General features: G+C 63.0%; 22 protein-coding genes. 21 read left to right on the top strand and 1 reads right to left on the bottom strand.

Annotated elements, in window-relative coordinates; genetic code table 11:
- The first annotated feature begins 19 nt into the window (after positions 1 to 19).
- Genes IQ35_RS06140 through IQ35_RS06060 form a run of 17 tightly spaced genes read left to right on the top strand, consistent with a single transcriptional unit; the run spans position 20 to position 16,412 of the window.
- Entirely contained in the window at positions 20 to 361 is a 342-nt protein-coding gene (locus IQ35_RS06140) for a hypothetical protein (protein ID WP_145072278.1), read from the top strand.
- Positions 361 to 1,044 (top strand): NADH-quinone oxidoreductase subunit NuoE, encoded by a 684-nt coding sequence (nuoE, locus tag IQ35_RS06135; RefSeq protein WP_145072277.1) that lies wholly within the window; start codon positions 361 to 363, stop codon positions 1,042 to 1,044. The genes IQ35_RS06140 and nuoE overlap by 1 nt, the downstream gene beginning before the upstream one ends.
- Positions 1,041 to 2,351 (top strand): NADH-quinone oxidoreductase subunit NuoF, encoded by a 1,311-nt coding sequence (nuoF, locus tag IQ35_RS06130; RefSeq protein WP_021247126.1) that lies wholly within the window; start codon positions 1,041 to 1,043, stop codon positions 2,349 to 2,351. Before nuoE ends, nuoF begins: the two co-directional genes overlap by 4 nt.
- Positions 2,348 to 3,061 (top strand): hypothetical protein, encoded by a 714-nt coding sequence (locus IQ35_RS06125; RefSeq protein WP_021247125.1) that lies wholly within the window; start codon positions 2,348 to 2,350, stop codon positions 3,059 to 3,061. The genes nuoF and IQ35_RS06125 overlap by 4 nt, the downstream gene beginning before the upstream one ends.
- A complete protein-coding gene (gene nuoG, locus IQ35_RS06120) occupies positions 3,061 to 5,067 on the top strand; it encodes an NADH-quinone oxidoreductase subunit NuoG (protein WP_145072276.1) in 2,007 nt (668 codons plus the stop codon). The genes IQ35_RS06125 and nuoG overlap by 1 nt, the downstream gene beginning before the upstream one ends.
- On the top strand, positions 5,064 to 6,107 hold the full coding sequence (gene nuoH / locus IQ35_RS06115) for an NADH-quinone oxidoreductase subunit NuoH (protein WP_021247123.1): 1,044 nt from the start codon (positions 5,064 to 5,066) through the stop codon (positions 6,105 to 6,107). The genes nuoG and nuoH overlap by 4 nt, the downstream gene beginning before the upstream one ends.
- Entirely contained in the window at positions 6,104 to 6,499 is a 396-nt protein-coding gene (locus tag IQ35_RS06110; protein ID WP_040603273.1) for a hypothetical protein, read from the top strand. The genes nuoH and IQ35_RS06110 overlap by 4 nt, the downstream gene beginning before the upstream one ends.
- Positions 6,496 to 6,981 carry an NADH-quinone oxidoreductase subunit NuoI gene (nuoI, locus tag IQ35_RS06105; RefSeq protein WP_021247122.1) on the top strand — a complete coding sequence of 162 codons (486 nt, stop codon included), beginning with the start codon at positions 6,496 to 6,498 and terminating at the stop codon, positions 6,979 to 6,981. Before IQ35_RS06110 ends, nuoI begins: the two co-directional genes overlap by 4 nt.
- A 30-nt stretch (positions 6,982 to 7,011) precedes the next feature.
- Complete coding sequence (locus IQ35_RS06100; RefSeq protein ID WP_021247121.1) at positions 7,012 to 7,623, top strand: NADH-quinone oxidoreductase subunit J; 612 nt, start codon at positions 7,012 to 7,014, stop codon at positions 7,621 to 7,623.
- On the top strand, positions 7,620 to 7,925 hold the full coding sequence (gene nuoK, locus IQ35_RS06095; RefSeq protein ID WP_021247120.1) for an NADH-quinone oxidoreductase subunit NuoK: 306 nt from the start codon (positions 7,620 to 7,622) through the stop codon (positions 7,923 to 7,925). Before IQ35_RS06100 ends, nuoK begins: the two co-directional genes overlap by 4 nt.
- Before the next feature lie 10 nt (positions 7,926 to 7,935).
- Positions 7,936 to 10,005 carry an NADH-quinone oxidoreductase subunit L gene (gene nuoL, locus IQ35_RS06090; RefSeq protein WP_145072275.1) on the top strand — a complete coding sequence of 690 codons (2,070 nt, stop codon included), beginning with the start codon at positions 7,936 to 7,938 and terminating at the stop codon, positions 10,003 to 10,005.
- A complete protein-coding gene (locus tag IQ35_RS06085) occupies positions 10,005 to 11,561 on the top strand; it encodes an NADH-quinone oxidoreductase subunit M (RefSeq protein ID WP_145072274.1) in 1,557 nt (518 codons plus the stop codon). The genes nuoL and IQ35_RS06085 overlap by 1 nt, the downstream gene beginning before the upstream one ends.
- Positions 11,558 to 12,994 (top strand): NADH-quinone oxidoreductase subunit NuoN, encoded by a 1,437-nt coding sequence (gene nuoN / locus IQ35_RS06080; protein ID WP_021247117.1) that lies wholly within the window; start codon positions 11,558 to 11,560, stop codon positions 12,992 to 12,994. The genes IQ35_RS06085 and nuoN overlap by 4 nt, the downstream gene beginning before the upstream one ends.
- A gap of 5 nt (positions 12,995 to 12,999) precedes the next feature.
- On the top strand, positions 13,000 to 13,701 hold the full coding sequence (locus IQ35_RS06075) for a biotin--[acetyl-CoA-carboxylase] ligase (RefSeq protein WP_277872628.1): 702 nt from the start codon (positions 13,000 to 13,002) through the stop codon (positions 13,699 to 13,701).
- A gap of 13 nt (positions 13,702 to 13,714) precedes the next feature.
- Entirely contained in the window at positions 13,715 to 14,494 is a 780-nt protein-coding gene (locus IQ35_RS06070; protein ID WP_021247115.1) for a type III pantothenate kinase, read from the top strand.
- On the top strand, positions 14,494 to 16,131 hold the full coding sequence (locus IQ35_RS06065; protein ID WP_021247114.1) for a ribonuclease J: 1,638 nt from the start codon (positions 14,494 to 14,496) through the stop codon (positions 16,129 to 16,131). The genes IQ35_RS06070 and IQ35_RS06065 overlap by 1 nt, the downstream gene beginning before the upstream one ends.
- Positions 16,132 to 16,142: 11 nt before the next feature.
- Positions 16,143 to 16,412, top strand: coding sequence for a DUF1467 family protein (locus tag IQ35_RS06060; protein ID WP_021247113.1), 270 nt, complete (start codon positions 16,143 to 16,145; stop codon positions 16,410 to 16,412).
- 96 nt (positions 16,413 to 16,508) lie between these two features.
- Here the strand turns inward: IQ35_RS06060 and IQ35_RS06055 are convergent, their stop codons facing one another.
- Positions 16,509 to 19,190: a coiled-coil domain-containing protein gene (locus IQ35_RS06055; RefSeq protein WP_376699478.1), complete on the bottom strand. Its 2,682-nt coding sequence runs from the start codon at positions 19,188 to 19,190 to the stop codon at positions 16,509 to 16,511.
- 71 nt (positions 19,191 to 19,261) lie between these two features.
- Between IQ35_RS06055 and IQ35_RS06050 the strand changes: the two genes are divergently transcribed.
- The 4 genes from IQ35_RS06050 (at position 19,262) to IQ35_RS06035 (ending at position 23,325) form a co-directional block, all read left to right on the top strand.
- Positions 19,262 to 19,564, top strand: coding sequence for a hypothetical protein (locus IQ35_RS06050; RefSeq protein ID WP_021247111.1), 303 nt, complete (start codon positions 19,262 to 19,264; stop codon positions 19,562 to 19,564).
- Between the two features lie 84 nt (positions 19,565 to 19,648).
- Positions 19,649 to 20,815, top strand: coding sequence for a hypothetical protein (locus IQ35_RS06045; protein WP_021247110.1), 1,167 nt, complete (start codon positions 19,649 to 19,651; stop codon positions 20,813 to 20,815).
- 57 nt (positions 20,816 to 20,872) lie between these two features.
- Positions 20,873 to 21,955, top strand: coding sequence for a DUF2336 domain-containing protein (locus tag IQ35_RS06040; protein WP_021247109.1), 1,083 nt, complete (start codon positions 20,873 to 20,875; stop codon positions 21,953 to 21,955).
- Complete coding sequence (locus IQ35_RS06035; protein ID WP_031292347.1) at positions 21,952 to 23,325, top strand: sensor histidine kinase; 1,374 nt, start codon at positions 21,952 to 21,954, stop codon at positions 23,323 to 23,325. The genes IQ35_RS06040 and IQ35_RS06035 overlap by 4 nt, the downstream gene beginning before the upstream one ends.
- Positions 23,326 to 23,399: the final 74 nt, after the last annotated feature.

The following is a 23,399-nucleotide window of genomic DNA, read 5'->3' as shown; positions in this document are numbered from 1 at the left end:
TGCTCTAGCCACCGGAAGCATGGCAGCGCTTGCTGCTTGCGACTCCGTTTCTGCCCAGAACGACAGTCAAAAGGTTGTTCTGGCTGCATACAAGGCGGCGGGACGGGAAGACGCTAGTGCATTTGCAGCAATCGCTGGCGGCGCAAGCCTCACGGTTCACTATTTCAAGACCAAAAGGCCGCTGCAAATTTCGGATTTTCGTCCGAAAAATTGCAAAATGACCGGAATGTCAGGCTTACAGGGCAGCGATCATCTGGTGCATACAAATTGGTCCTGCAATTCGGTCCAAGGCTATGATTTGGCGGTTAAGACCGAGGGTAATCACATAGTTGCAGCATATATGAATGGTGGCGACGAGTAATGGCTGACGCAGTTCATATCCCCGACGAAGCCGAGACCCGCGCGCGCTGGGGCGCTTTTGCGTGGACGGCGGAGAATGCCGAACAGGCGAAGAAGGTCATCGCCCGCTATCCCGCAGGCCGTCAGCAGTCGGCGGTGATGCCGCTGCTCGATCTCGCCCAGCGGCAGGTCGGCGCGGAGACGCAGACGCAAGGCTGGCTGCCGGTGCCGGTGATGGAATATATCGCCGACCAGCTCGATATGCCGTACATGCGCGTGTATGAAGTCGCGACCTTCTACACCATGTATAATCTCGCGCCGGTGGGCCGTTATCATGTGCAGGTCTGCGGCACGACGCCCTGCATGTTGCGCGGCTCCGACGACGTGTTCTCCGCCTGCAAGAACAAGGGGCTGGTGAAAGGCGGGACCACGCCCGACGGCCTGTTCACGCTGACCGAAGTCGAGTGCCTGGGCGCTTGCGCCAATGCGCCTATGGTCCAGATCAACGACGATAATTTCGAAGACCTGACCTATGACAGCATGAGCGCGATCCTCGACGATCTCGCCGCCGGCAAGCAGCCGAAAATCGGACCGCAGATCGAGCGTCAGACGAGCTGCCCCGAAGGCGGGCCGACCAGCCTCAAGGAGATGGTCGCCGAAAATCACGACTATCGCGGCCAATGGAATGAGGGAGCGCGGGCATGAGTGATGTGATTGCGCCTCTCAGCGACAAGGATCGCATCTTCACCAACGTCTATGGCTTCCAGGATTGGGGCATAGACGCGGCGATGAAGCGCGGCGACTGGGACAATACCAAGGCGCTTTTGGAATTGGGCCAGGACAGCATCATCGAGAAGGTCAAGGCGTCGGGCCTGCGCGGCCGTGGCGGCGCGGGCTTCCCGACCGGCATGAAGTGGAGCTTCATGCCCAAGGAAAGCAAGGATGGCCGTCCCAGCTTCCTGGTCATCAACGCCGACGAATCCGAGCCGGGTAGCTGCAAGGATCGTGAGATCATCCGCCACGATCCGCACAAGCTGATCGAAGGCGCGCTGGTCGCCGGTTTCGCGATGCGCGCGCGCGCCGCCTATATCTACATTCGCGGCGAGTTCATCTATGAGGCGAAAGTGCTCTTCGCCGCTGTCGAGCAAGCCTATGAAAAGGGCTTTCTCGGCAAGAATGCCTGCGGGTCGGGCTATGATTTCGACGTCTTCGTCCATCGCGGCGCGGGCGCTTACATCTGCGGCGAGGAAACCGCGCAGATCGAGAGCCTTGAGGGCAAGAAGGGCCAGCCGCGCCTGAAGCCGCCTTTCCCGGCGGGCGCGGGTCTCTACGGCTGCCCGACCACGGTGAACAATGTCGAGAGCATTGCCGTGGCGCCGACGATCCTGCGCCGTTCGCCCGAATGGTTCGCGAGTATCGGGCGGGAAGGCAACAAGGGCACCAAGCTGTTCCAGATCAGCGGCCATGTGAACAGGCCCTGCGTCGTCGAGGAATCGATGGGCATCAGCTTCAAGGAACTGATCGACCGGCATTGCGGCGGCATTCGCGGCGGCTGGGACAATCTGCTCGCGGTGATTCCCGGCGGGTCGTCGGTCCCGCTGGTCCCCGCCAAGGAGATCATGGACGCGCCGATGGATTTCGATGGCCTCAAGGCGCTTGGCTCCGGCCTTGGCACCGCCGCCGTCATCGTCATGGACAAGTCGACCGACATAGTCCGCGCCATTTCGCGCCTGTCCTACTTCTACAAGCATGAAAGCTGCGGCCAGTGCACGCCCTGCCGCGAGGGCACCGGCTGGATGTGGCGCGTGATGGAGCGGCTGCGCACGGGCGATGCCGAACAGAGTGAAATCGACATGCTGTTCGAAGTCACCAAGCAGGTCGAAGGCCACACCATCTGCGCGCTCGGCGACGCGGCGGCCTGGCCGATTCAGGGGCTGATCCGGCATTTCCGTCCCGAGATCGAGCGGCGGATCAATGAACGCGGCGCTCCTGTGATGGAGGCGGCGGAGTGAAATTCTTTTTCCTCCCGGTTCTTGCGACCCTTGGAATGGCGGTGCCTGCGTATGCCGATAAAGCGCGGGAGGATGCCCGCGCTCGCAAGATCATGTATGATTATGCCCGATGCGTCGTCAAAATCAGGCACGATCGCGCTGCGGAGGCCATTATTGCCAATGCTGACAATTCCACGATCCTCAAAGAATATCCAGACCTCATCAACGGTGCTTGCCTTGGCAAAACCGGGGGCATGGGCACCCAAATGACATTCGGTGGTGACCTATATCGCTATGCTTTGGCCGATGCCCTTGTGAATGCGGATTATTCAAAAAAGCATGAGATCGATTTTTCTAACCGCCTGCCTCTTGCCCATATCCGTTCGGATACGCCTGCCGAATTGGACGCGAAGCTTGCCGGAGTGAAGAGCAAGCGCAAGCGAGCTGAGATACTGGAAGAAAACAAGGAGACGGCAGCCATCGGATGGGTGTCGCGTTATGGGGAATGCGTGGTTCGGGAAGATCCCATCCGTGCGCGGTTCTGGTTGTTGACACCGCCAGATAGTCCAGAAGAAACCAGTCGCATTGACGATCTGCGTCCTATATTTGCACATTGCCTCCCTGAAGGGACCATGAATTTCAACCGCGTTACAATGCGCGGAACGGTCGCCATCAATTATTTCCGGCTCGCGAATGCAACTCCACAGCAGACTGCGGAAAAGGCACAATAATGCCCAAGGTCACAGTAGACGGCGTAGAACTCGAAGTCCCGGCGGGCGCGACGGTCCTTCAGGCGTGCGAGCTGGCGGGGAAGGAAATCCCGCGTTTCTGCTATCATGAGCGCCTCAGCATCGCGGGCAATTGCCGCATGTGCCTGGTCGAGGTGAAGCCCGGACCGCCCAAGCCGCAGGCGTCGTGCGCTCTTCCGGCGGCGGACGGTCAGGAGATCCGCACCGACAGCGAGATGGTCAAGAAGGCGCGCGAGGGGGTGATGGAGTTCCTGCTCATCAACCATCCGCTCGACTGCCCGATCTGCGATCAGGGCGGCGAATGCGACTTGCAGGATCAGTCGATTGCCTATGGTCGTGGCAAGAGCCGCTTCGATGAGAATAAGCGCGCCGTCACCGAAAAATATATGGGTCCGATCGTCAAGACGGTCATGACCCGCTGCATCCAGTGCACCCGCTGCGTGCGCTTTGCCGAGGAAGTCGCGGGCGTGCCGGAAATCGGCGCCATCTATCGCGGCGAGAATATGCAGATCACCACCTATCTCGAACATGCCGCCAAGAGCGAGCTGTCGGGCAATGTGGTCGACCTGTGCCCGGTGGGCGCGCTGACGTCGAAGCCCTATGCGTTCGAGGCGCGGCCCTGGGAACTCAAGAAGACCCATGCCATCGACGTGATGGACGCGGTCGGCACCAATATCCGCCTCGACAGCCGGGGCCGTCAGGTGCTGCGCGCCGTGCCGCGCATCAATGACGACGTGAACGAGGAGTGGGCGTCGGACAAGACCCGCCACAATGTCGACGGTCTGGTCCGCAAGCGGCTGGACAAGCCCTATGTCCGCGAGAACGGCAAGCTGGTCCCGGCGACCTGGAACGAGGCTTTCGCGGCGATCGCCGCCGTCCAGCATGGCGGCAGCGTGGCGGCGCTGGCGGGCGACCTGCTCGACTGCGAAACCATGTTCGCGGGCAAGGCGCTGGTCGAGAAGCTGGGCGGCACGATGCTGGAAGGGCGTCAGACGGGCCTTGCCTATGACGTGTCGAGTCTTTCGGCGGTGAACTTCAATACGACGCTGGCGGGGATCGAGACGGCGGACGTGATCCTGCTGGTCGGCACCAATCTGCGCTGGGAAGCGCCGCTGGTGAACACGCGCATCCGCAAGGCGATCAAGAAGGGCGCGAAGGTTTTCGGCATCGGTCCGGAAGTCGATCTGACCTACAAGGTCGAGTGGCTGGGCAATGATGCGTCGCTGCTGGCAAAGCTGCCGCAAGCGGTGATCGAGGTGTTTGGCAAGGCCGCGCGTCCGGCGATGATCGTGGGTGGTGGCGTGCTCGCCAAGGACGGGGCGCATGGCGATACGCTGGCGCTGGTCGAGACGCTGGGCCTCGTGAAAGAGGGCTGGAACGGATATAACGTCCTGCACTTCGCGGCGGCGCGCATGGGCGGGCTGATGCTCGGTTATGCGGTCGATGGCGGCGTCAAGGCGGTGGCGGCTGCCAAGCCCAAGCTGCTGTTCTCGCTGGGCGCGGATGAGGTCGATTATGCGGCGTTCGAGGACAGCTTCAAAGTCTATGTCGGCCATCATGGCGACAAGGGCGCCCATGCGGCGGACGTGATCCTGCCGGGCGCGAGCTATGCCGAAAAGGCGGGCACCTATGTCAATCTGGAGGGCCGGGTGCAGCGTGGCGAAAAGGCCGTGTTCGCGCCGGGCGATGCCCGTGAAGACTGGTCGATCCTGCGGGCGCTGTCCGAAGTGCTGGGGGCGACGCTGCCCTTCGACAGCTTCGACGCGCTGCGGGCGGAGATGGCGAAGGCGGTTCCGGCTCTGGGTCAGTTGGGTCTGGCCGATTATGGCTGGGCCGCGCCGAAGCTGCCGACTGGGGCGAGCGGCGAGTTCGGTTCGCCGATCAAGGATTTCTATCTGACCAACGCCATCTGCCGCGCCAGCCCGACGATGCAGCAATGCTCGGCCGAGCTGATCCATGGTGAGACCTTCGCGGAGGCCGCGGAATGACCGCTTTCTTCCAGAATCTCGGCCTGCCTTATGATGGCGCATGGCTGCTTTCCACGGTCATCGGCATCCTGCTGATCGCCCTGCCGCTGATGCTGGCGGTGGCGATGATCATCTACGCCGACCGCAAGATCTGGGCGGCGATGGCGCTGCGCCGTGGTCCGAACGTCGTCGGTCCCTTCGGCTTGCTCCAGTCCTTCGCGGACGGCGCCAAGGTGTTCCTCCAGGAAACCATCATTCCATCGGCCGCGAACAGAACCCTGTTCATCATCGCGCCGATCATCACCTTCACAATAGCCTTGATGGCCTGGGCAGTGATCCCGTTCCAGGTGGGCGTGGTGTTGGCGAACATCAATGTCGGCCTGCTTTACATTCTCGCGGTTTCGTCCCTTGGCGTTTACGGCATCGTGCTCGCGGGCTGGGCGTCGAACTCCAAATATCCCTTTTATTCCGCGATCCGCGCCAGCGCGCAGATGATCTCCTATGAAGTTTCGATCGGCTTCATCCTGATCACCGTCGTGCTGTGGGCCGGCAGCTTCAACCTCTCGACCATCGTTGAAAGCCAGAAGGGCTATTATGGTTTTCTGAACGGCCATGGTTTCAATCCGTTGCTGTTCCCGATGGCGATCATGTTCCTGATCTCTGCCATGGCGGAAACGGCGCGTGCTCCGTTCGATCTCACCGAAGCGGAATCCGAGCTGGTCGCGGGCTATCAGACCGAATATTCGTCCATGTCCTTTGCGCTCTACTGGCTGGGCGAATATGCGAACGTGCTGTTGATGTGTGCGCTCAACGCCATCCTGTTCTGGGGCGGTTATCTGCCGCCGTTCGACTGGGCGCCGCTTTATTATGTGCCTGGCATCCTCTGGCTGTTCGCCAAGATCCTGTTCTTTTTCTTCGTCTTTTCTTGGGTGAAGGCGACGGTGCCTCGCTACCGTTATGACCAACTGATGCGGCTGGGCTGGAAGATTTTCCTGCCGACTTCGCTGTTGTTCGTCTTCCTGGTGTCGGGCTTCCTCATGCTGACGAGGTATGGGGGATGAGCGAACTTGCTACTGTTGCGGCTGTTCTAAGCTGCGCGCTGTCAACCTTCAGCGAAGCCAACCCGGTTGATCGGATGGTTGCTGTTCCCAAAGTTTCTCTGTCCGAAGCGCAGCTTGCGAGTTTGCAAACTATGCAGCCGCCAAAGGCGCCGATCTATTTTGTTGGGGAAGCAGATAATCAGAACGAATGGGTGTTCGGTCTTCGGGATGCAGCAACAGGCGCTTTGAGAGTTTTGAGAGCGGTCCCATCGGACGATCCATTGAATCCATATGCTGCACGCTTAGGCGATGTCACGCCGCAGGCTGATAACCTGTTTGCCTACGACGAAACGGCAAAAGGCAATTGCCAGCTCGCCGATGCAAAGAGCGTTGAGGAAGGACAGAGAAAGTGAGCCTCGGCTATTACATCAAATCCTTCACTCTCTGGGAGTTCGTGAAGGCGCATTGGCTGACCTTGAAATATTTCTTCAAGCCCAAGGCGACCATCAACTATCCCTATGAGAAGAACCCGATTTCGCCGCGGTTCCGGGGCGAACATGTTCTGCGCCGCTATCCCAATGGGGAAGAACGCTGCATCGCCTGCAAGCTGTGCGAGGCGATCTGCCCCGCGCAGGCGATCACCATCGAGGCGCAGCCGCGCGAGGACGGCAGCCGCCGCACGACGCGCTATGACATCGACATGACGAAGTGCATCTATTGCGGCTTCTGTCAGGAAGCCTGCCCGGTGGACGCGGTCGTGGAAGGTCCGAACTTTGAATTTGCGACGGAAACGCGCGAGGAGCTGATCTATGACAAGGCCAAGCTCCTTGAGAACGGGGACAAGTGGGAGCGGGCCATCGCCGCGAACCTTGCCGCCGACGCGCCTTACCGTTAAGCCGCAGCCGCCGAAGGGGATAATGGTCCTGTGATTCACGTCTTCGCCTTTTACCTGTTCGCCGCGCTCGTGGTGTGCAGCGGCGCGCTGACGATCCTGTCGCGCAATCCGGTTCATTCGGTGCTGTGGCTGATCCTGGCGTTCTTCAACGCGGCGGGCCTGATGGTCCTGCTGGGCGCCGAGTTCATCGCGATGCTGCTCGTCATCGTCTATGTGGGCGCGGTCGCCGTGCTGTTCCTGTTCGTCGTCATGATGCTCGACATCGATTTCGCGGAATTGCGTGCCGGTTTCGTCGATTATCTGCCCTTCGGCATGCTGATCGCGCTGGTGCTGCTGGCCGAGATCGTGCTGGGCATCGGCATCTGGAGCGCCGGTCCTATCGAACTGGCCCAGCGCGCCGCGCCGGTGAACCCGGAACTGAGCAATATCCAGGCGATCGGCGGGCTGCTCTACACCCGCTATATCTTCCTGTTCGAAGCGGCGGGCATCATCCTGCTGGTCGCGATGATCGGCGCCATCGTGCTGACCCATCGCGCCCGCGGCGGCGTGCGCGGCCAGAACATCGCGCGCCAGAACCGCCGCCGTCCGGAAGAGGCGATCCGTAACGTCAATCAGCCCGTGGGGCAGGGGGTGGAGCTGTGATCGGTCTTCAGCACTATATGGTGGTCAGCGCGATCCTGTTCGTGATGGGCGTGCTCGGCATCTTCATCAACCGCAAGAATGTCATCATCATCCTGATGGCGATCGAGTTGATCCTGCTCAGCGTGAACATCAACTTCGTGGCCTTCAGCGCCTTCCTCGGCGATCTGGTGGGGCAGGTGTTCAGCATGTTCGTGCTGACCGTCGCGGCGGGTGAGGCGGCCATCGGCCTTGCCATCCTCGTCATCTACTTCCGCGGTCGCGGCACTATCGCCGTCGATGATGTCAACCGGATGAAGGGCTGAGCCTGAACCCATGATCCAGCTTATCGTCCTTCTCCCGCTGCTGGCTGCTGCCATCGCTGGTCTTGGCAACAAGGCCCTTGGCAAGCTGCCCGCGAAGATCGTCACCACCGGCGCGCTGTTTATCAGCTGCGCGCTGAGCTGGCCGATCTTTATCAGCTTCCTGACCGGCCAGGCCGAACCCTATGTCGCGCCGGTCTTCACTTGGATACAGTCGGGCAGCTTCGATGCTCAATGGGCGCTGCGCGTCGATACGATGACGGCCGTGATGCTGGTGGTCGTCACCAGCGTATCGAGCCTCGTCCATCTCTATAGCTGGGGCTATATGGAGGAAGACCCGGACCAGCCGCGCTTCTTCGCCTATCTGTCGCTGTTCACCTTCGCGATGCTGATGCTGGTGACCGCGAACAATCTGTTGCAGATGTTCTTCGGCTGGGAAGGCGTGGGCCTGGCATCCTACCTGCTGATCGGCTTCTGGTTCCGCAAGCCCTCCGCCAATGCCGCCGCGATCAAGGCGTTCGTCGTCAACCGCGTCGGCGATCTCGGTTTCATGATGGGCATTTTCGGCACCTATCTGGTGTTCAACACCATCTCGATCCCGGAAATCCTGGAAGCCGCGCCGTCCATGGCCGGTTCGACCATCGGTTTCCTGGGACACCGTTTCGACACCATGACCGTGCTTTGCCTGCTGCTGTTCATCGGCGCGATGGGCAAGTCGGCGCAGCTTGGCCTGCACACCTGGCTGCCGGATGCGATGGAGGGGCCGACCCCGGTGTCGGCGCTGATCCACGCGGCGACCATGGTGACGGCGGGCGTGTTCATGGTGTGCCGCCTCTCGCCGATGTTCGAAACATCGCCCACGGCGCTGGGCTTCGTGACCTTCATTGGGGCTGCGACCTGTCTCTTTGCGGCGACGGTCGGCACGGTGCAGAACGACATCAAGCGCGTCATCGCCTATTCGACCTGTTCGCAGCTTGGCTACATGTTCTTCGCGGCGGGCGTCGGCGCTTATGGCGCGGCGATGTTCCATCTCTTCACCCACGCCTTCTTCAAGGCGCTGCTGTTCCTGGGCGCGGGTTCGGTCATCCATGCGATGCACCATGAGCAGGACATGCGTTACTATGGCGCTTTGCGGAAGGAGATTCCGGTCACCTTCTGGACGATGACGCTGGGAACGCTCGCCATCACGGGCGTCGGCCTGCCGCTGGCCGGGATCGGTTTCGCGGGCTTCTATTCGAAGGACGGCATCCTCGAAGCGGCCTATGCTTCGGGCGGTTCGGGCGTGGGCGCTTATCTGGTCGGCGTGTTCGCGGCGCTGCTCACCAGCTTCTATAGCTGGCGTCTGGTGTTCCTCACTTTCTTCGGCAAGCCGCGCTGGGCCGCGTCGGAGCATATCCAGCACGCGCTGCACGACGCGCACGGCCATGGATCGGAGCATGACAATGCGCCCGCGCAGGAAGATGCCGGACATGATCCGCATGGTCATGAACGGGATGCACATGCTCTGTCCACGGGCACCGGCGGCTATCATCCGCACGAAAGCCCGTGGGTCATGCTGGTGCCCTTGGTCGTGCTGGCCCTTGGTGCGGTGTTCGCGGGCTTCATCTTCCATGACCAGTTCATCGGTCCGGAAGGCGGCGTCGCGTTCTGGAAGGGCGCGCTGGCGTTCGACAGCCATCTGATGCACGCGAGCCATGAAGTGCCGACCTGGGTCAAATTCGGTCCCTTCACGGTGATGCTGGCCGGCCTGCTGATCGCCTGGCTGAGCTATATCCGGCACACGGACTGGCCGCAGCGTTTCGTCGCGCAGTTCGGCGTTCTCTACCAGTTCCTGCTCAACAAATGGTATTTCGACGAGCTGTATCATATGCTCTTCGTGAAGCCTGCCTTTGCCATCGGGCGCTTCTTCTGGAAGTTCGGCGACATCGGCTTCATCGACCGTTTCGGGCCGAACGGCCTCGCCGCGCTGGTCGTGCAGGGCAACAAAGTCACCCGTCGGCTTCAATCCGGCTATCTCTACACATACGCGCTGGTGATGCTGATCGGCCTCGCCGCGGGCGCAACCTGGGCGATGACACGATAATGGACGGCTTCCCCATCCTTTCCCTGATGATGGCAGTGCCGATGGCGGGGGCCATCGCGTGTCTGTTCGCGGGCGCCGGACAGGCGCGCTGGATCGCCCTGCTGGCGACGCTGGCCGATCTGGTGCTGGGCATCGTGCTGTGGATTAACTTCGACCAGTCGGCCAGCGCGCCGCAATGGCAGTTCCAGGAATATGCCCCGATCTTCGGGCGCTTCGCCTGGGCCTTGGGGATCGACGGCATCGCCCTGATGCTGATCGCGCTTACCGTGTTCCTGATGCCGATCTGCATCGGTGCGAGCTGGCAGGCGATCGAGAAGCGGGTCGGTGAATATATGGCCGCCTTCCTGTTCATGGAGGTGCTGATGATCGGCGTCTTCACGGCGCAGGATCTCTATCTCTTCTACATCATGTTCGAAGCGGGCCTTATTCCGATGTATCTCATCATCGGCATCTGGGGCGGCGCGGATCGTATCTACGCCTCATATAAATTCTTCCTCTATACGCTGCTCGGCTCGGTGCTGATGCTGATCGCGATGATGTGGATGGTGCACGAGGCCGGGACGACCGAAATCCCCGCGCTGATGGCCTATAATTTCGATCCGCATATCCAGATATGGCTGTGGCTGGCCTTCTTCGCGAGCTTTGCCGTCAAGATGCCGATGTGGCCGGTCCATACCTGGCTTCCCGACGCGCACGTTCAGGCCCCGACCGCCGGGTCGGTCATCCTGGCGGGCGTGCTCCTGAAGATGGGCGGTTACGGGTTCATCCGCTTCTCGCTGCCCATGTTTCCGGAGGCATCCGCGCAACTCGCGCCGCTGGTCTGGGGCCTGTCGATGGTGGCGGTGGTCTACACCAGCCTCGTCGCGCTGGTGCAGTCGGACATGAAGAAGCTGATCGCCTATTCCTCGGTCGCGCATATGGCAATCGTGACGCTGGGCCTGTTCGCCTTCAATCAGGCGGGTCTGGAAGGCTCGATGATGGTGATGCTGGGACACGGCCTCGTGTCGGGCGCATTGTTCCTTTGCGTCGGTGTGATCTATGATCGCCTGCACACGCGGGAGATCGCGCGTTATGGCGGTCTTGCGATCAACATGCCGAAATATGCGGTGCTGTTCCTGCTGTTCACGATGGCGGCGGTCGGCCTGCCGGGCACCAGCAACTTCGTGGGTGAGTTCCTGTCGCTGATGGGCGTCTATCAGGTTTCGACCTGGGCGGCTCTGGTCGGCACGTCGGGCATCATCCTTGGGGCGGCTTATATGCTCTATCTCTATCGCCGCATCTGCTATGGCGAACAGAAGAATGCCGATGCGGCGGCTATGCCCGACCTGTCGGTCAGGGAAGTCGCGCTGCTCGCGCCCATTGCCGCGGTCGTGCTGTGGATGGGGGTCTATCCGGAAAGTTTCCTCGCGCCCATGCGTCCTGCCATCCACGCGCTCGAAGCGCGCCTCGCCTCCGCCGCTCCGGCGGGGGATTCCAGGATCGCAATGGGAGCGCCCAAGCCTGCCGGGGACGGCATCCATGAACACGCTGCCGCGCATGGGGAGGCGCACCGATGATCGATATGGCTTCCCTTCTGGCGGTCCTGCCCGAGCTGATCCTGACGGTGGGCGGCTTGATCCTGCTGCTGACCGCGGCCTTTGGCGGCGAGGGCACGGCGCGCGTCGTGAACTGGCTTTCGGTGATTGCCCTTGCGCTGGCGGGCGTAGCCTTGTGCTGCTCCCTGGAGCATGGCCCCGACGCCTTCGGCGGTTTGGTGCGCGCGGACGCCTTCTCGGTTTTCGCCAAGGCGTTGATCTATGGCGCGGCGGCGGCTGCGATCCTGCTGGCCCCGCGTTTCTTTGCCGTGGGTCATGCCGTTCGCCCCGAATATCCGGTCCTCATCCTGTTCGCGGCTGTAGGCATGGGCATGATGGTGTCGGCGGGCGACATGCTGACGCTCTATGTCGGCTTGGAGATGAACAGCCTCGCTTCCTATGTGCTGGCGAGCTTCATGCGGCAGGACGAGCGGTCGTCCGAAGCGGGCCTTAAATATTTCGTGCTGGGTTCGCTGGCGAGCGGTATCCTGCTCTATGGCACGGCACTGCTCTACGGCTTTACCGGCAGCACGGCTTTCGACGGCATTTCGCTTGCCCTGGCGGACGGTGTGTCGAAGGGTGAGCTGTTCGGGCTGGTCTTCGTACTTGCGGGGCTGGCGTTCAAGATCAGCGCGGTGCCGTTCCATATGTGGACGCCAGACGTCTATGAGGGCGCGCCCACGCCGGTCACCACCTTCTTCGCAAGCGCGCCCAAGGTGGCGGCGGTTGCCCTGACGGTTCGCGTGGCTATCGAGGCGCTGGGACCGGCGGGTCTCGACTGGCAGCAGATCGTGATCTTCGTGGCGCTGGCATCGATCATCTTCGGCGCCGTGGCGGCGATCGGCCAGACCAATATCAAGCGCCTGATGGCCTATTCGTCGATCAACAATGTGGGTTTCGCCCTGATCGGCCTTGCCGCCGGAACGCCCGCAGGGGTCGCCGCGACGATGAGCTACATGGCGATCTATGTGCTGATGACGATCGGCAGTTTCGCCTGCATTCTCCAGATGCGCGATGCGCAGGGCAATCCGGTCGAGACGATCGCCAGCCTCGCGGGCCTATCCCAATCGCGCAAGGGGCTGTCGGCGGCTTTCGCGATCTTCATGTTCTCGATGGCCGGCATCCCGCCGCTCTTCGGCTTCTGGGCGAAGTTCCTGGTGTTCGATGCGGCTGTGGCCGCCAATCTCGCGGCGCTTGCAGCCATCGGCATCGCGGCGTCCGTGATCGGCGCCTATTATTATCTCAAGATCATCAAGACGATCTATTTCGATGAGCCCGCAGCCGCTTATGAGGCGCGGGGCGGCGCGGTTGAAAATGTGATCCTGACCGCCTGCGCCGTCGTGATCGTGCTGGGTTATCTGCTCAATCCCGTGCTGGACAAAGCCAGCGCGGCAGCCGCGGCGTCGCTGTTCTGACCGAAATCCGCTTCGTCGAGGAAACCGGCTCCACCAATGCCGATATGATGGCATGGGTGGAGCAGGGCGTGCCCGAAGGGGCATGGCTTCGCGCGGGCCGCCAGACCGGCGGCCGCGGTCGCATGGGCCGGTCGTGGGAAAGCCGGGAAGGCAATCTCTATTGCTCGACGGCAGTGCGGCTTCGTGCTCTTGATCCGACGCCTCACACATTGGCGCTGGTGGCGGCCAACGCGGTTCACGCGCTGATCGCTCCCCTGGCCGATGGGCAGGCGCGTATCAAATGGCCCAATGACGTGCTGGTCGATGATGCGAAGATCGCGGGAATCCTGCTTGAAAGGACGGGCGACGCAGTCATCGTCGGCATAGGGATCAACGTGAAGGATCATCCGCAGGGTCTGGACCGGCCCGTGACCAGCTTGGCCGCGCAGGGCGCTGGAGAGGCCGAGGCAGGCGACATGCTGGAAAGACTGACGGGTCTGTTCGCCCATTGGCTCGCCATCTGGCGCGCGCAGGGCCTGGACCCGGTGCGGACGCACTGGCTTCTCAATGCGCATCCGACCGGCACGCCCATGCGCGTCAATCTGCCTGACGAAAGCGTATTGGAAGGCCGTTTCGAAACCCTGGATCGCGATGGTATGCTGATCCTGCGCTTGGCGGATGGCGGCACCCGTGCCATTCATGCGGGCGACATCCTTCTCATCCGATAGCGGGAGACCGGCCATGCTTCTCGCGATTGACGCGGGCAATACCAACGTCGTTTTCGCCCTTCTCAGCCAAGGGGAAATCCGCGCGCGCTGGCGCATCGCGACCGATCCTAGGCGGACCGCGGATGAATATGCCGTCTGGCTCAACCAGCTGCTGATGCTGGAGGGCTATGCCATTGCCGATGTCGATGCCGTCATCATTGCAACGGTCGTGCCGCGCGCGCTCCATAATCTTCAGGTGCTCGCGGAAAAATATTTCGGGGTTCAACCGCTGGTCGCCGGTCATGCGCCGGTGGAAGGCGGGATAGAACTGGATGTCGAGCAACCCTCTTCGGTGGGAGCGGACCGGATTGTAAATGCCATTGCCGCGCACCATCTTTATGCAGGCGATCTGATCGTCATTGATTTCGGCACAGCGACGACGTTCGACGTGATCGATTACACGGGCGCTTACAAGGGCGGCATCATCGCGCCGGGTATCAACCTGTCCCTGGACGCGCTGGTCACGGCGGCGGCAAAGCTGCCCAAGATCGCGATCTCTCCACCCGAAAACCGTTCGGTTATCGGTCGTACGACGGAGGCGCAGATGCATATCGGCGTCTTCTGGGGCTATGTGGCGATGATGGAGGGGCTGGTCGCCCGCATCCGTGCGGAGATCGGCCGTCCGACCAAGGTGATTTCGACGGGGGGCCTTGCGGTCCTCTTTGATGAGAATAGCGATATTTTCGATGCCATCGCGCCCGACCTGACCATTCAGGGATTGGCGCTGCTGCACGAACGGAGTTTGAAAGCATAATGACACCCGCAGACGAGCTGCTCTTCCTGGCCCTTGGCGGATCGGGAGAGATCGGCATGAACGTCAATCTTTACGGTTGCCGGGGCAAATGGGTGATGGTGGACCTGGGTCTTACCTTCGCCGATCCGGCCTATCCCGGCGTGGAACTGATATTGCCCGACCTTTCCTTTATCGAGGAGCGGCGGGACGATCTGTTGGGCATCGTCCTGACGCATGGTCATGAAGACCATATCGGCGCCATCCCCTATCTGGCCGCCGATCTTGGCGTTCCGCTCTATGCCACGCCGTTCACGGCGGGTCTTATCCGGCTGAAGCTGGAGGAGGAAGGGCTGACGAACGAGGTCGAACTCAACGTCATCGATAATGAGGGGAGCTTTGCCCTCGGCCCCTTCGGTTTCCGCTATGTGCCGCTGGCCCATTCGATTCCGGAAGGGAATGCGGTGCTGATCGATACGCCCCACGGCCGCATCTTTCATACCGGCGACTGGAAACTGGACGAGCAGCCCTTGCTGGGCGTCCCGTCAACGCCGGAGGAACTGACCGCGATTGGCGATGAAGGCGTGCTGGCGCTGGTATGCGACAGCACCAATGTGTTCAATCCGAAGGCCAGCGGGTCCGAAGGCGACGTGCGCGCGGGCCTTATGACGACTATCGCGGGCGCCAAGGGCCGCGTGCTGGTCACGACCTTCGCATCCAATGCCGCGCGCCTCCAGACCCTTGGCGAAGTTGCGTTGGCGACCGGGCGCCGCCTGTGCGTGGCCGGACGTTCGCTTGACCGGATCATTTCCACCGCGCGCAACGCCGGTTATCTCAAGGATTTCCCTCCGGCGATCGATTGGGACGCCGCGATGGCATTGCCGCGCAATGAAGTGATGATCATCGCGACGGGCGGGCAGGGGGAAGCGCGCGCCGCGTTGGCCCGGATCGCCTTCGATGCCCATCCCATCAAACTGGATGAGGGCGATATGGTCGTCTTTTCCTCCAAGCAGATTCCCGGCAATGAAATCGCGATAGGCCGTATTCAGAACGCCCTGGCGGCCAGCGGTGTGCTGATGATCACGGACCGGGAGGCCGAAGTCCACGTGTCTGGCCATCCCGGACGCCCGGAACTGGAGGCGATGTACGGCTGGATTCGCCCGCAGATATTGCTGCCGGTTCATGGCGAGCGCCGGCATATGGCCGAGCAGGCTCGGCTGGGTCTGGCGTCGGGCATCCCGAATGCGGTGGTGCAATCCAATGGCGACCTGTTGCGATTGGCGCCGGGGGGACCGGAAATCATCGGTCATCAGACGAGCGGCCGGCTTGTGCTGGACGGCGACGTCATCCTGCCCGCCGATGGCGCGACGATGAATGAACGGCGCAAGATAGCGCTGCACGGCCAGATCAGCGTCGCGGTGGCGCTGGATGGGAAAGGGCGCGTGATCGGCGAACCCAGACTGCGCACGCAGGGCGTCCCGGTCGAAGAGGACAAGGCCGCGTTTCTGGAAGAAGCCGCTGCCGAAGCCGCGCAAGCCGTCGCGAAGGGGCAGCAGGACGAGGAAGTCCTGCGTGAGCGTGTGCGCCTTGCCGTGCGCCGCACCGCGACACGCTGGACCGGCAAGAAGCCGGTGGTGGACGTCCTCCTGATTCGGGCTTAATCGGGTCACTTATGAACTGGTATGCGATCTTCGCCATTTATGTGCTGTTCTGGGTCATCAGCGCCTTCATCGTCCTGCCCTTCGGCATTCGCACCCCCGACGAAACCGGGGAAGCCGTGCTGAAAGGGCAGGCGGACAGCGCGCCCAGCAATTTCCGGCCGGGCCGCGTCATGCTGCGCGCCACGATCCTGTCCGCGGTGCTGTTCGGTCTGTATTACGCCAATTATGTCGAAGGCTGGGTGAAGCTGGAGCAACTGCCCGGTTACAGCCGCAGCAATTAGCGGCTGTCCGGATTGGGCGGTATCGTGCCCCCCATGGGGGCAGTAACCCAGCCCGACATCTGATCCGAACTCCTGCCTTCGCAGGAACTCCCTATATTACTGCCGCAGCCGTTCGATGGCCTGCGCCAGCGCCACATAGAGCTTGCCCATATCGGAAGACAGGATCGCCACGCCCAGCGCATTGCCGTCCCGTGCCGACAGGATGATCCGCAGCATCGATTCGAAATCGTGGATGTAGCGGTTCACATGGTCGCGAAATTCCGCATCCTCATCATAATGGAGGGCGATTTCGCGCGACTCTCCGGCATCGAGCAGCTTCACCGCGCGCCGGGTGAAAACGCCGCGATCCCCCTTCAAATAGGATGACCAGGCCGAATCGGTCACGTCGTTGGACAATATCTTCGCGACGTCGATGGCCGTGCTGTTCAGCGATTCGATCAGGAGGGCGGAACGGCGGGCGAAATGATCCCGGTCGCGTTCTTCGGCCGCCCGTTCCGCCTGTTCGATCCGCTGTTCCACATTGCTGCTCGTGTCGGCGATGGTCAGCAATTGGCGCATGAGCCGCTCGGACGCCTGATGGGCGGCCTTGACCGCTTCCTCGGCGACCGTGGACAATTGTTCGATCCGGGCGACGACGCGGTCGCCGATGGCGCGCTCCATCGCTTCCTCGCTGGCGTCCGCCAGGGCCTGCGCCGCTTCGGGGATGGCCCGGCCCAGCGCCTGACGCGCGCGTTCGGCGGCCTGATCGGCGGTATCCTTCACCCGCAGCAGGGCTGTGACCAGCAAGGGGCCTGCGCCTTCGGTGATGCGGGTGGCGTCCTGATGCGCGCCGTCCAGCGCCAGCCGCAGCCGGTCCACCAACTCGCGATTGGATTGCAGCCCGCCCTGCGTGCTTTCCAGCCATTCCGTCAGGCGGCTACCCTGTCCGCGCAGCAATTCCTCCGCTTCCTGCGTCCGCCCAAGCAGGGCTTCCGAAATGGCCTCCAGCCGTTCCAGCTCCGGCGTGGCGCTTGTCATGAGGGCGCGGCTGCGTTCCATGCGCGCGTCGAACCGTTCCAGCGCCGCCGGATAGGTTTCATCCAGCTCCCTGACGCTGGAATCCAGCGCGACGAGCAGGGTTTCCGCGCAGGCGATCAGCTTTTCGGCTGTGACGCCGCCGCCGGCCAGCGCATTGTCGATCCGCTGCGTTTCGGCGGTCAGGTTGGACAGGGCCTCGGTCAATCTTTCCGTGCGGGTAAGGGAGGATTGCTCCATCGCGCCGAAACGCTCCTCCGCCGCCGTCAGCGTATCGCCCAACTGGACATGGAGGTTGGCCATCAATGTCCGCTGACCTTCGATCAGATCGTTTATCTGATGCAGGCGGTTTTCGACCTCGCCCATATTGTCGGCAAGGGTGGCGACTGTTTCGCCGCCAATGGCTTCGATGCTGCCGCGCGATCTGGCGACGAGCGAATCCATGGCCCTCGCCTGGTCGGACAGCCGCGTGTCGCATTCCGCCAGCAGGGCATGCACTTGGGCCTGCGTGGCCTCCAGCCGCTGCCGCAGATCGGTTTCGATGGCGCTCATGCTGTTGCTCATGGTGAGCAGCGCCGCCTGACCGGTCGCCGCGATGCCGGTCTGGGACCGGTTAAGCAGATCTTCCAGAGCCGCTTTCTGGCTATCCAGCCCATCGCCGGTCGATGCCATCACATGTTGGAGATGGCCCAATGTCTGGTCGATCTTCTCTTGCAACTGCGCCGTGGTGGACTCCATTTCCTCCGTAAAGGAGACGCGGCTGGTCTGCGCGACCGCTGCAATGCCCTGGCGGACGCTTTGCATCAACGTTTCGAGAGCCGAAGCCTGCTGTTCGATGGCATCCCTGTTTTCGTCGGTTGCGGCCCGTGCGCTTCGCATGGTCGCTTCCAGGCGGGCCGCGGCGATGTCGGCGATGCCGGTCATCTCCTCGCTGGCGGAACGGGTCGCCTCCTGCACCTGCACAAGCTGGCTCGACAGGCTCTTGGTCGCGGACAGGGTGCGTGTGCGGGCGTCGTCGGACAATTCGCCAAGCGCGTGGAGCCGCGCTTCCAGGGCGTCGATCCGTTCGGAGAGGGCGTGACCGTCATCGACGATACGGGCGGCCATGCGTCCGGCCCGCTCTTCCAGGTCCGGCATGGCTTCGATCAGCGCGTTCATGCGCGTGACGAGCGCTGCGCCCGCCTGTTCGGCGGCTTCGGCGTCGCGCACCGTATGCTGCGCGCGGCTGGCGATCAATTCGGCCGATGCCTCCATGTTGCTGCTTGCCGCCGCTCCATAGCTGTCGAGCAGCTCGGCCTGGTCCTGCATGGTCTGGCGCGCCGCCTCCAACTGGCTGGCGATGCGCCCCAGCCGTAATTCCAGCAGGTCCGCTTCCGTGCGCAGGGCCTGGGCCGTGTCGAGATAGCGCCTGCTTTCCGTCCGGGCGTTGCGCGCCAGCAGGATATAGCACACGCCCAGCAGGATGAGGGGGATGAGCAGCGTGGCGACCATGCCGGGCCAGACTGCCGGACCCGCCCGCCATTGGCCCGACGATATATCGGCCCAGATCGCGAAGGCCAGCCACGCCGCCGCCAGAAGCGAAAAGGCGATCCGCGCCCGCCCGAGCGCGCGATCGGTCCGCATGGGCGCGGCTTCATCCGCTTCCATGTCGAAAAAATCTTGTTCCAAAGACGATGCGTCTTCCGCGCGCGGCGCGTCGTTCGCTGATTTGTCGGTGTCGCGCCAGAACTCGACGATTGTGCTGCCCCCGGTCATGCCTGTCATAGTAGCATCTTTTTCCGTCACGAAAATGCCCTGTTACCAAAACTTAACGCAAGCCAGATAGCGTCTGCCCCATGTCTTATGATCCTGGCGCCCTGAATGCCGCCCTGGCGGCGGCTGTTGGTGAAGATTCGGCGTTGATCGCCGACCTGCACGTTGCATTCATGGAAAGCGCGCTCCGCCAGGTGGATCTGCTCGCGCGGGCGCGTTGCGACGCGAACTGGGAACTGGCGGCCTGGCGGCTGAAGGGGCTGGCGGCCAGTTTCGGCTTGGCAGGCCTGATGGGGCTGGCGGAGGACGCCGCGCGATCGGCCCCCGGAGATCCCCGGATTCTCAAGCAGTTGCGCGTGGCGCTGGCGAATCTCGAACGGGGTTGACGGCTTTGGGCCAAGGGGCGCTTGCGTGATCGCTCCGGCCTTGCGAAAAGGCGGCTGCACAAGAACGGGTCGGCTTTTCGCAATATGACTTTCGCGGCCATTTTGAGCGCCAGCCGGACATCGGGCGATTCGTCCGCGGGGCTGCGCGCGACTCTGCATTTCGCCGGACAGACGGTGGTGGAGTATCAGGCGCGCCAGGCGGCGCGCGCGGGGGCGGATCGTATCTTCATCCTCGTCAACGTCATCGCGCCCGCGATTTCCCAGGCGGTCGACCGTTTGAGCGCGGATGGAATAGCCGTTGCGCTGGTGCGCGACATGGTGGCGCTGGTGCGGGACATGCCGCGCGATGCGGACAGCCTGCTGGTGGCGGACGGGGCGATCATTGCCCAATCCCATTTCGACGCCATCGCCGGGGCGGAGGGCGACGCGCTGCTGGTCACCGACGACAGCCGTGCGAGCGCGCCCTTCGAACGGATCGATGCCGGACAGCGCTGGGCCGGGCTGGCCCGTGTCAGCCCCGATTTGCTGTTCGGCACGCTGGACATGATCGGCGATTGGGATCTGGCGCTTACCCTCGTACGCGGCGCGGTTCAGAAAGGTGTCCGCCGAATCACCGTTCCGCAGGACGACCTTCTCGAAGGGCGCGTCGCGCTGGTCGAAGGGCAGCAGCAGGCCGATCTGGTGGCGCAATCCGTCCTGTCGAAGGCGTCGCGGTCGGGCCGGACGCGTGGCGGGATCGAGCATTATCTGTTCGGGCCGATAGCCCGTTTTGTGGGGCCGACGCTGATGCGAAGCCAGGTGCCCGCGCTACAGGTGCGAATCGCGTCCATGATGATCGGCGCGATTGCGCTGGTCCCCATCGAACTCGACTGGCCGATCATCGGCTTTTGCCTTCTGCTGTTCGCGCTTCTCCTCTCGGAGGTCAGCGATCGGCTGGACGAACTGGCCTTGCGCTCGCCGCCTTCCGGCTGGGTCGCTTTCATCACGCCCTTCTTCGCGCTGCTTGGCCTGGCGATCGCGGGCGGCTCGATAACGGCGACATATCTGGCATTGATGCTTGCGATTCTGCTGGTTGCGGACCGATGGCATCGAACGAACGGCGCGCGCGCATGGATGATCTTCACGCCGGGAAGCGCCCTGCTGCTCCTGCTCGCCGCGCTGCTGGGAGGCGGGATGGCCTGGATGCTCGATCTGGTCATGATCTGTGCGATCTGTTCGGCCGGGGCCATCATCCTGATGCGGCGTGGCTGACACATATTTCCCGGCACGGTTTAGTGCATTTTAACGACGTGCGATTATGGTGCCGGCATGAGCGCCTATCCGACCCTTGCTGGATCGACCCTGGCGGACTGCTGGCCGATGACGCGGGTCATGGCCGGCATGTCCGCCGTGCCCGTCGGGCACGCCATCGATCTGGCGTTTCTCTTTCCTCTGGACGGGCGGGAACGCAATGATGCGCTGATCGCGGAAACGCGGCGTCATCTGGGCGGTTGCCTGACCGCCATAGAGATAGCGTTCCGCGCGGCCTTGCAGGATGAAGCGCCCATCGCCGCCGCGCTGGACGAATGGCCCGATCCGCTCTGCTGGCCGACCATTTGCGCGCAACCCACGATGCTGGGGCCGCCGCTGCTGGCGCATATGCAGATGCGGGCCGGAATCAGCCTGCTGTTGCGTCAGTCCGGCTGTCCCGAAGGCGAAAGCGCGGAAGGAGAAGTCGATTCCGTTCTGCCGGCGGACGATCCGACAATCAGGGACGCCCTTTCCGCCCTCGCGCTGGCGGAAGGCCGCTGGCTCCTGACGGGCGGAGAGGATCAGCCCTTGCGGCCGGACGTGCCGGCGGAATATTTCGCCGAACTGGTATGGACGGCTGCCGCCTGCCTCGCGGCTGTCGTCCAGCGCGCGTCGGAATCGGACGATGGCGTCATCGGTGCTTTCGAGCAGGCCGGCGAAGCCCTGCTGCGGCGTCATGACGAGGCGGCCGGCCCCATGCCCATTGCCGAAGTGGTCGTTCGGCAATTGGGCGACCGGGCCGATGCGCCGGGTCTGTTGACATTGGCCTTGTCGCAACGCCGGTTCCTGCTTTTCACCGCGCTGGCGGCCCGCCGATTGAGGATGGAGAGCACGCAGGTCGCCGACATCCTGTTGTTCGGCCCCGTGGAGCAGATCGCGGCCCTCAGCCGGTCGCTGGGCGGGTCGGATTCGGATTATGTCCACCTCCTCCTGGCGCTGCGTCCGGTGCGGCCCTCCCTTGCCGACGCGGCGATCGTCGTACAGGCGGAGCGCTATCGGTCGCTTGCGCCGATGGACGCGGATGCGACCATAAACGCGTTGCGGACGCCCGCCGCGTTCCGCGCGAAGCTCGATCATCTGCGGCGGGTGACGGCGGGGTGAACATGCCGGCGCATCCTGCCGCCATCCAGGCGTCGATTTCGGCCGATGGCCTGCTGCTCAGCGCTGACGAGCCGCTGCTGGCGCTTCAGCGGGAGACGGGCGCCAATTTGGGGGAACGGCTCGCGATCCCGCAACTGGCCGCTGTAGCGCGCCTGGCGGTACGGCTGGGCATCGTCGTGTCTCGCCCGGTGACTGCGGCAACGGAACGGTGCGATATCGACATGTGGGTGCAGGCAAGGCCGGAAGGGAAGGCCGTTCACCTGTCCGTGATCGATTGGCAGGAGCGCCCCGTTATCGCTGTCCGGAACAATGGCAGCCTTCTGGAAGCCGATCTTGCGGCCGTTGCGGACGGGTGGAGTTGGCAGGTGGACACGCAATTACGGTTCCAGATGGTGTTGGAGGGCGCCGATCCGGATGGCATCCTGCCGGCGGGGCCGCCTGCGGCGGGCAGTCCGTTCTCCAGCTATTTCCAACTGCAACCGGACGAGGATGGCGACATGGCCATCCTGCGCGGCTTCACGCAGCGGCGGGCATTTCGTAACCAGCTTGCCTGCCTGACCTCCGACCCGGCGAAGCGGTTCCATCTTTCCGGCTTCCCGCTTTTCGATCTGACCGGGCAGCTATCGGGTTTTCGGGGCAAGGCCTTCGCGCTCGATCTCGCGGTTCCCGTGCCGGAGATCGCGGCGCCCGCCGCTCTCGACCCGCTCGCTTTCGGCAAGCGGCTGGACCGTTCGCTCCGCCAGCCGCTGGGACGGATCATTGCCAATGCGGACACGATCAGCGCTCAACTGGAGGGACCGTTGCGGCCCGATTATGCCGGCTATGCGCAGGACATTGCCGTGGCGGGGCGGCATTTGATGGCTCTGGTGGACGATCTGGCCGATTTGCAGGCGATAGACCGTCCCGACTTCACGGTCGCTTCGGAAGCGGTCGATCTGGCGGACGTGGGCCGTCGCGCGGCTGGCCTGCTGGGCGTCAAGGCGCTTGACCGGCAGATCACGCTCCTGCCCCCCGAGGCGGACGAATCCGTGCCTGCCAGGGGTGAGTTCCGCCGTGTATTGCAGATTCTGGTCAATCTGATCGGCAACGCCATCCGTTATAGCCCCGAGAAGTCGGCCGTGCGGATCGAAACGGGGCGGGAAGATGGCCGGTCCCACATCGCCGTGGCGGATCAGGGTTCCGGCATCGCGCCGGAGGACCGCGAACGCGTCTTCGAGAAGTTCGAGCGCCTGGGCCGGGACGATCAGGTCGGCAGCGGGCTGGGCCTCTATATTTCGCGCAGGCTGGCGCGCGCCATGGGCGGCGATATCCACATGGAAGGCGAAGCGGGGCAGGGCGCGCGCTTCATTCTGACGCTGCCGGCTGACTAGCTGGACGGCAGGTCGCTTTGTCCGGTTTGGCTGGGATGACGGAGGTTGGATGGCCGCAAATGGCCGAAACCGGC

The sequence above is a fragment of the Sphingobium wenxiniae genome (genome assembly GCF_007830065.1).
Taxonomy (GTDB): domain Bacteria; phylum Pseudomonadota; class Alphaproteobacteria; order Sphingomonadales; family Sphingomonadaceae; genus Sphingobium; species Sphingobium wenxiniae.
The sequence above is the reverse complement of the archived record's forward strand: the minus strand, read 5'-3'. Positions and strand labels throughout refer to the sequence as shown.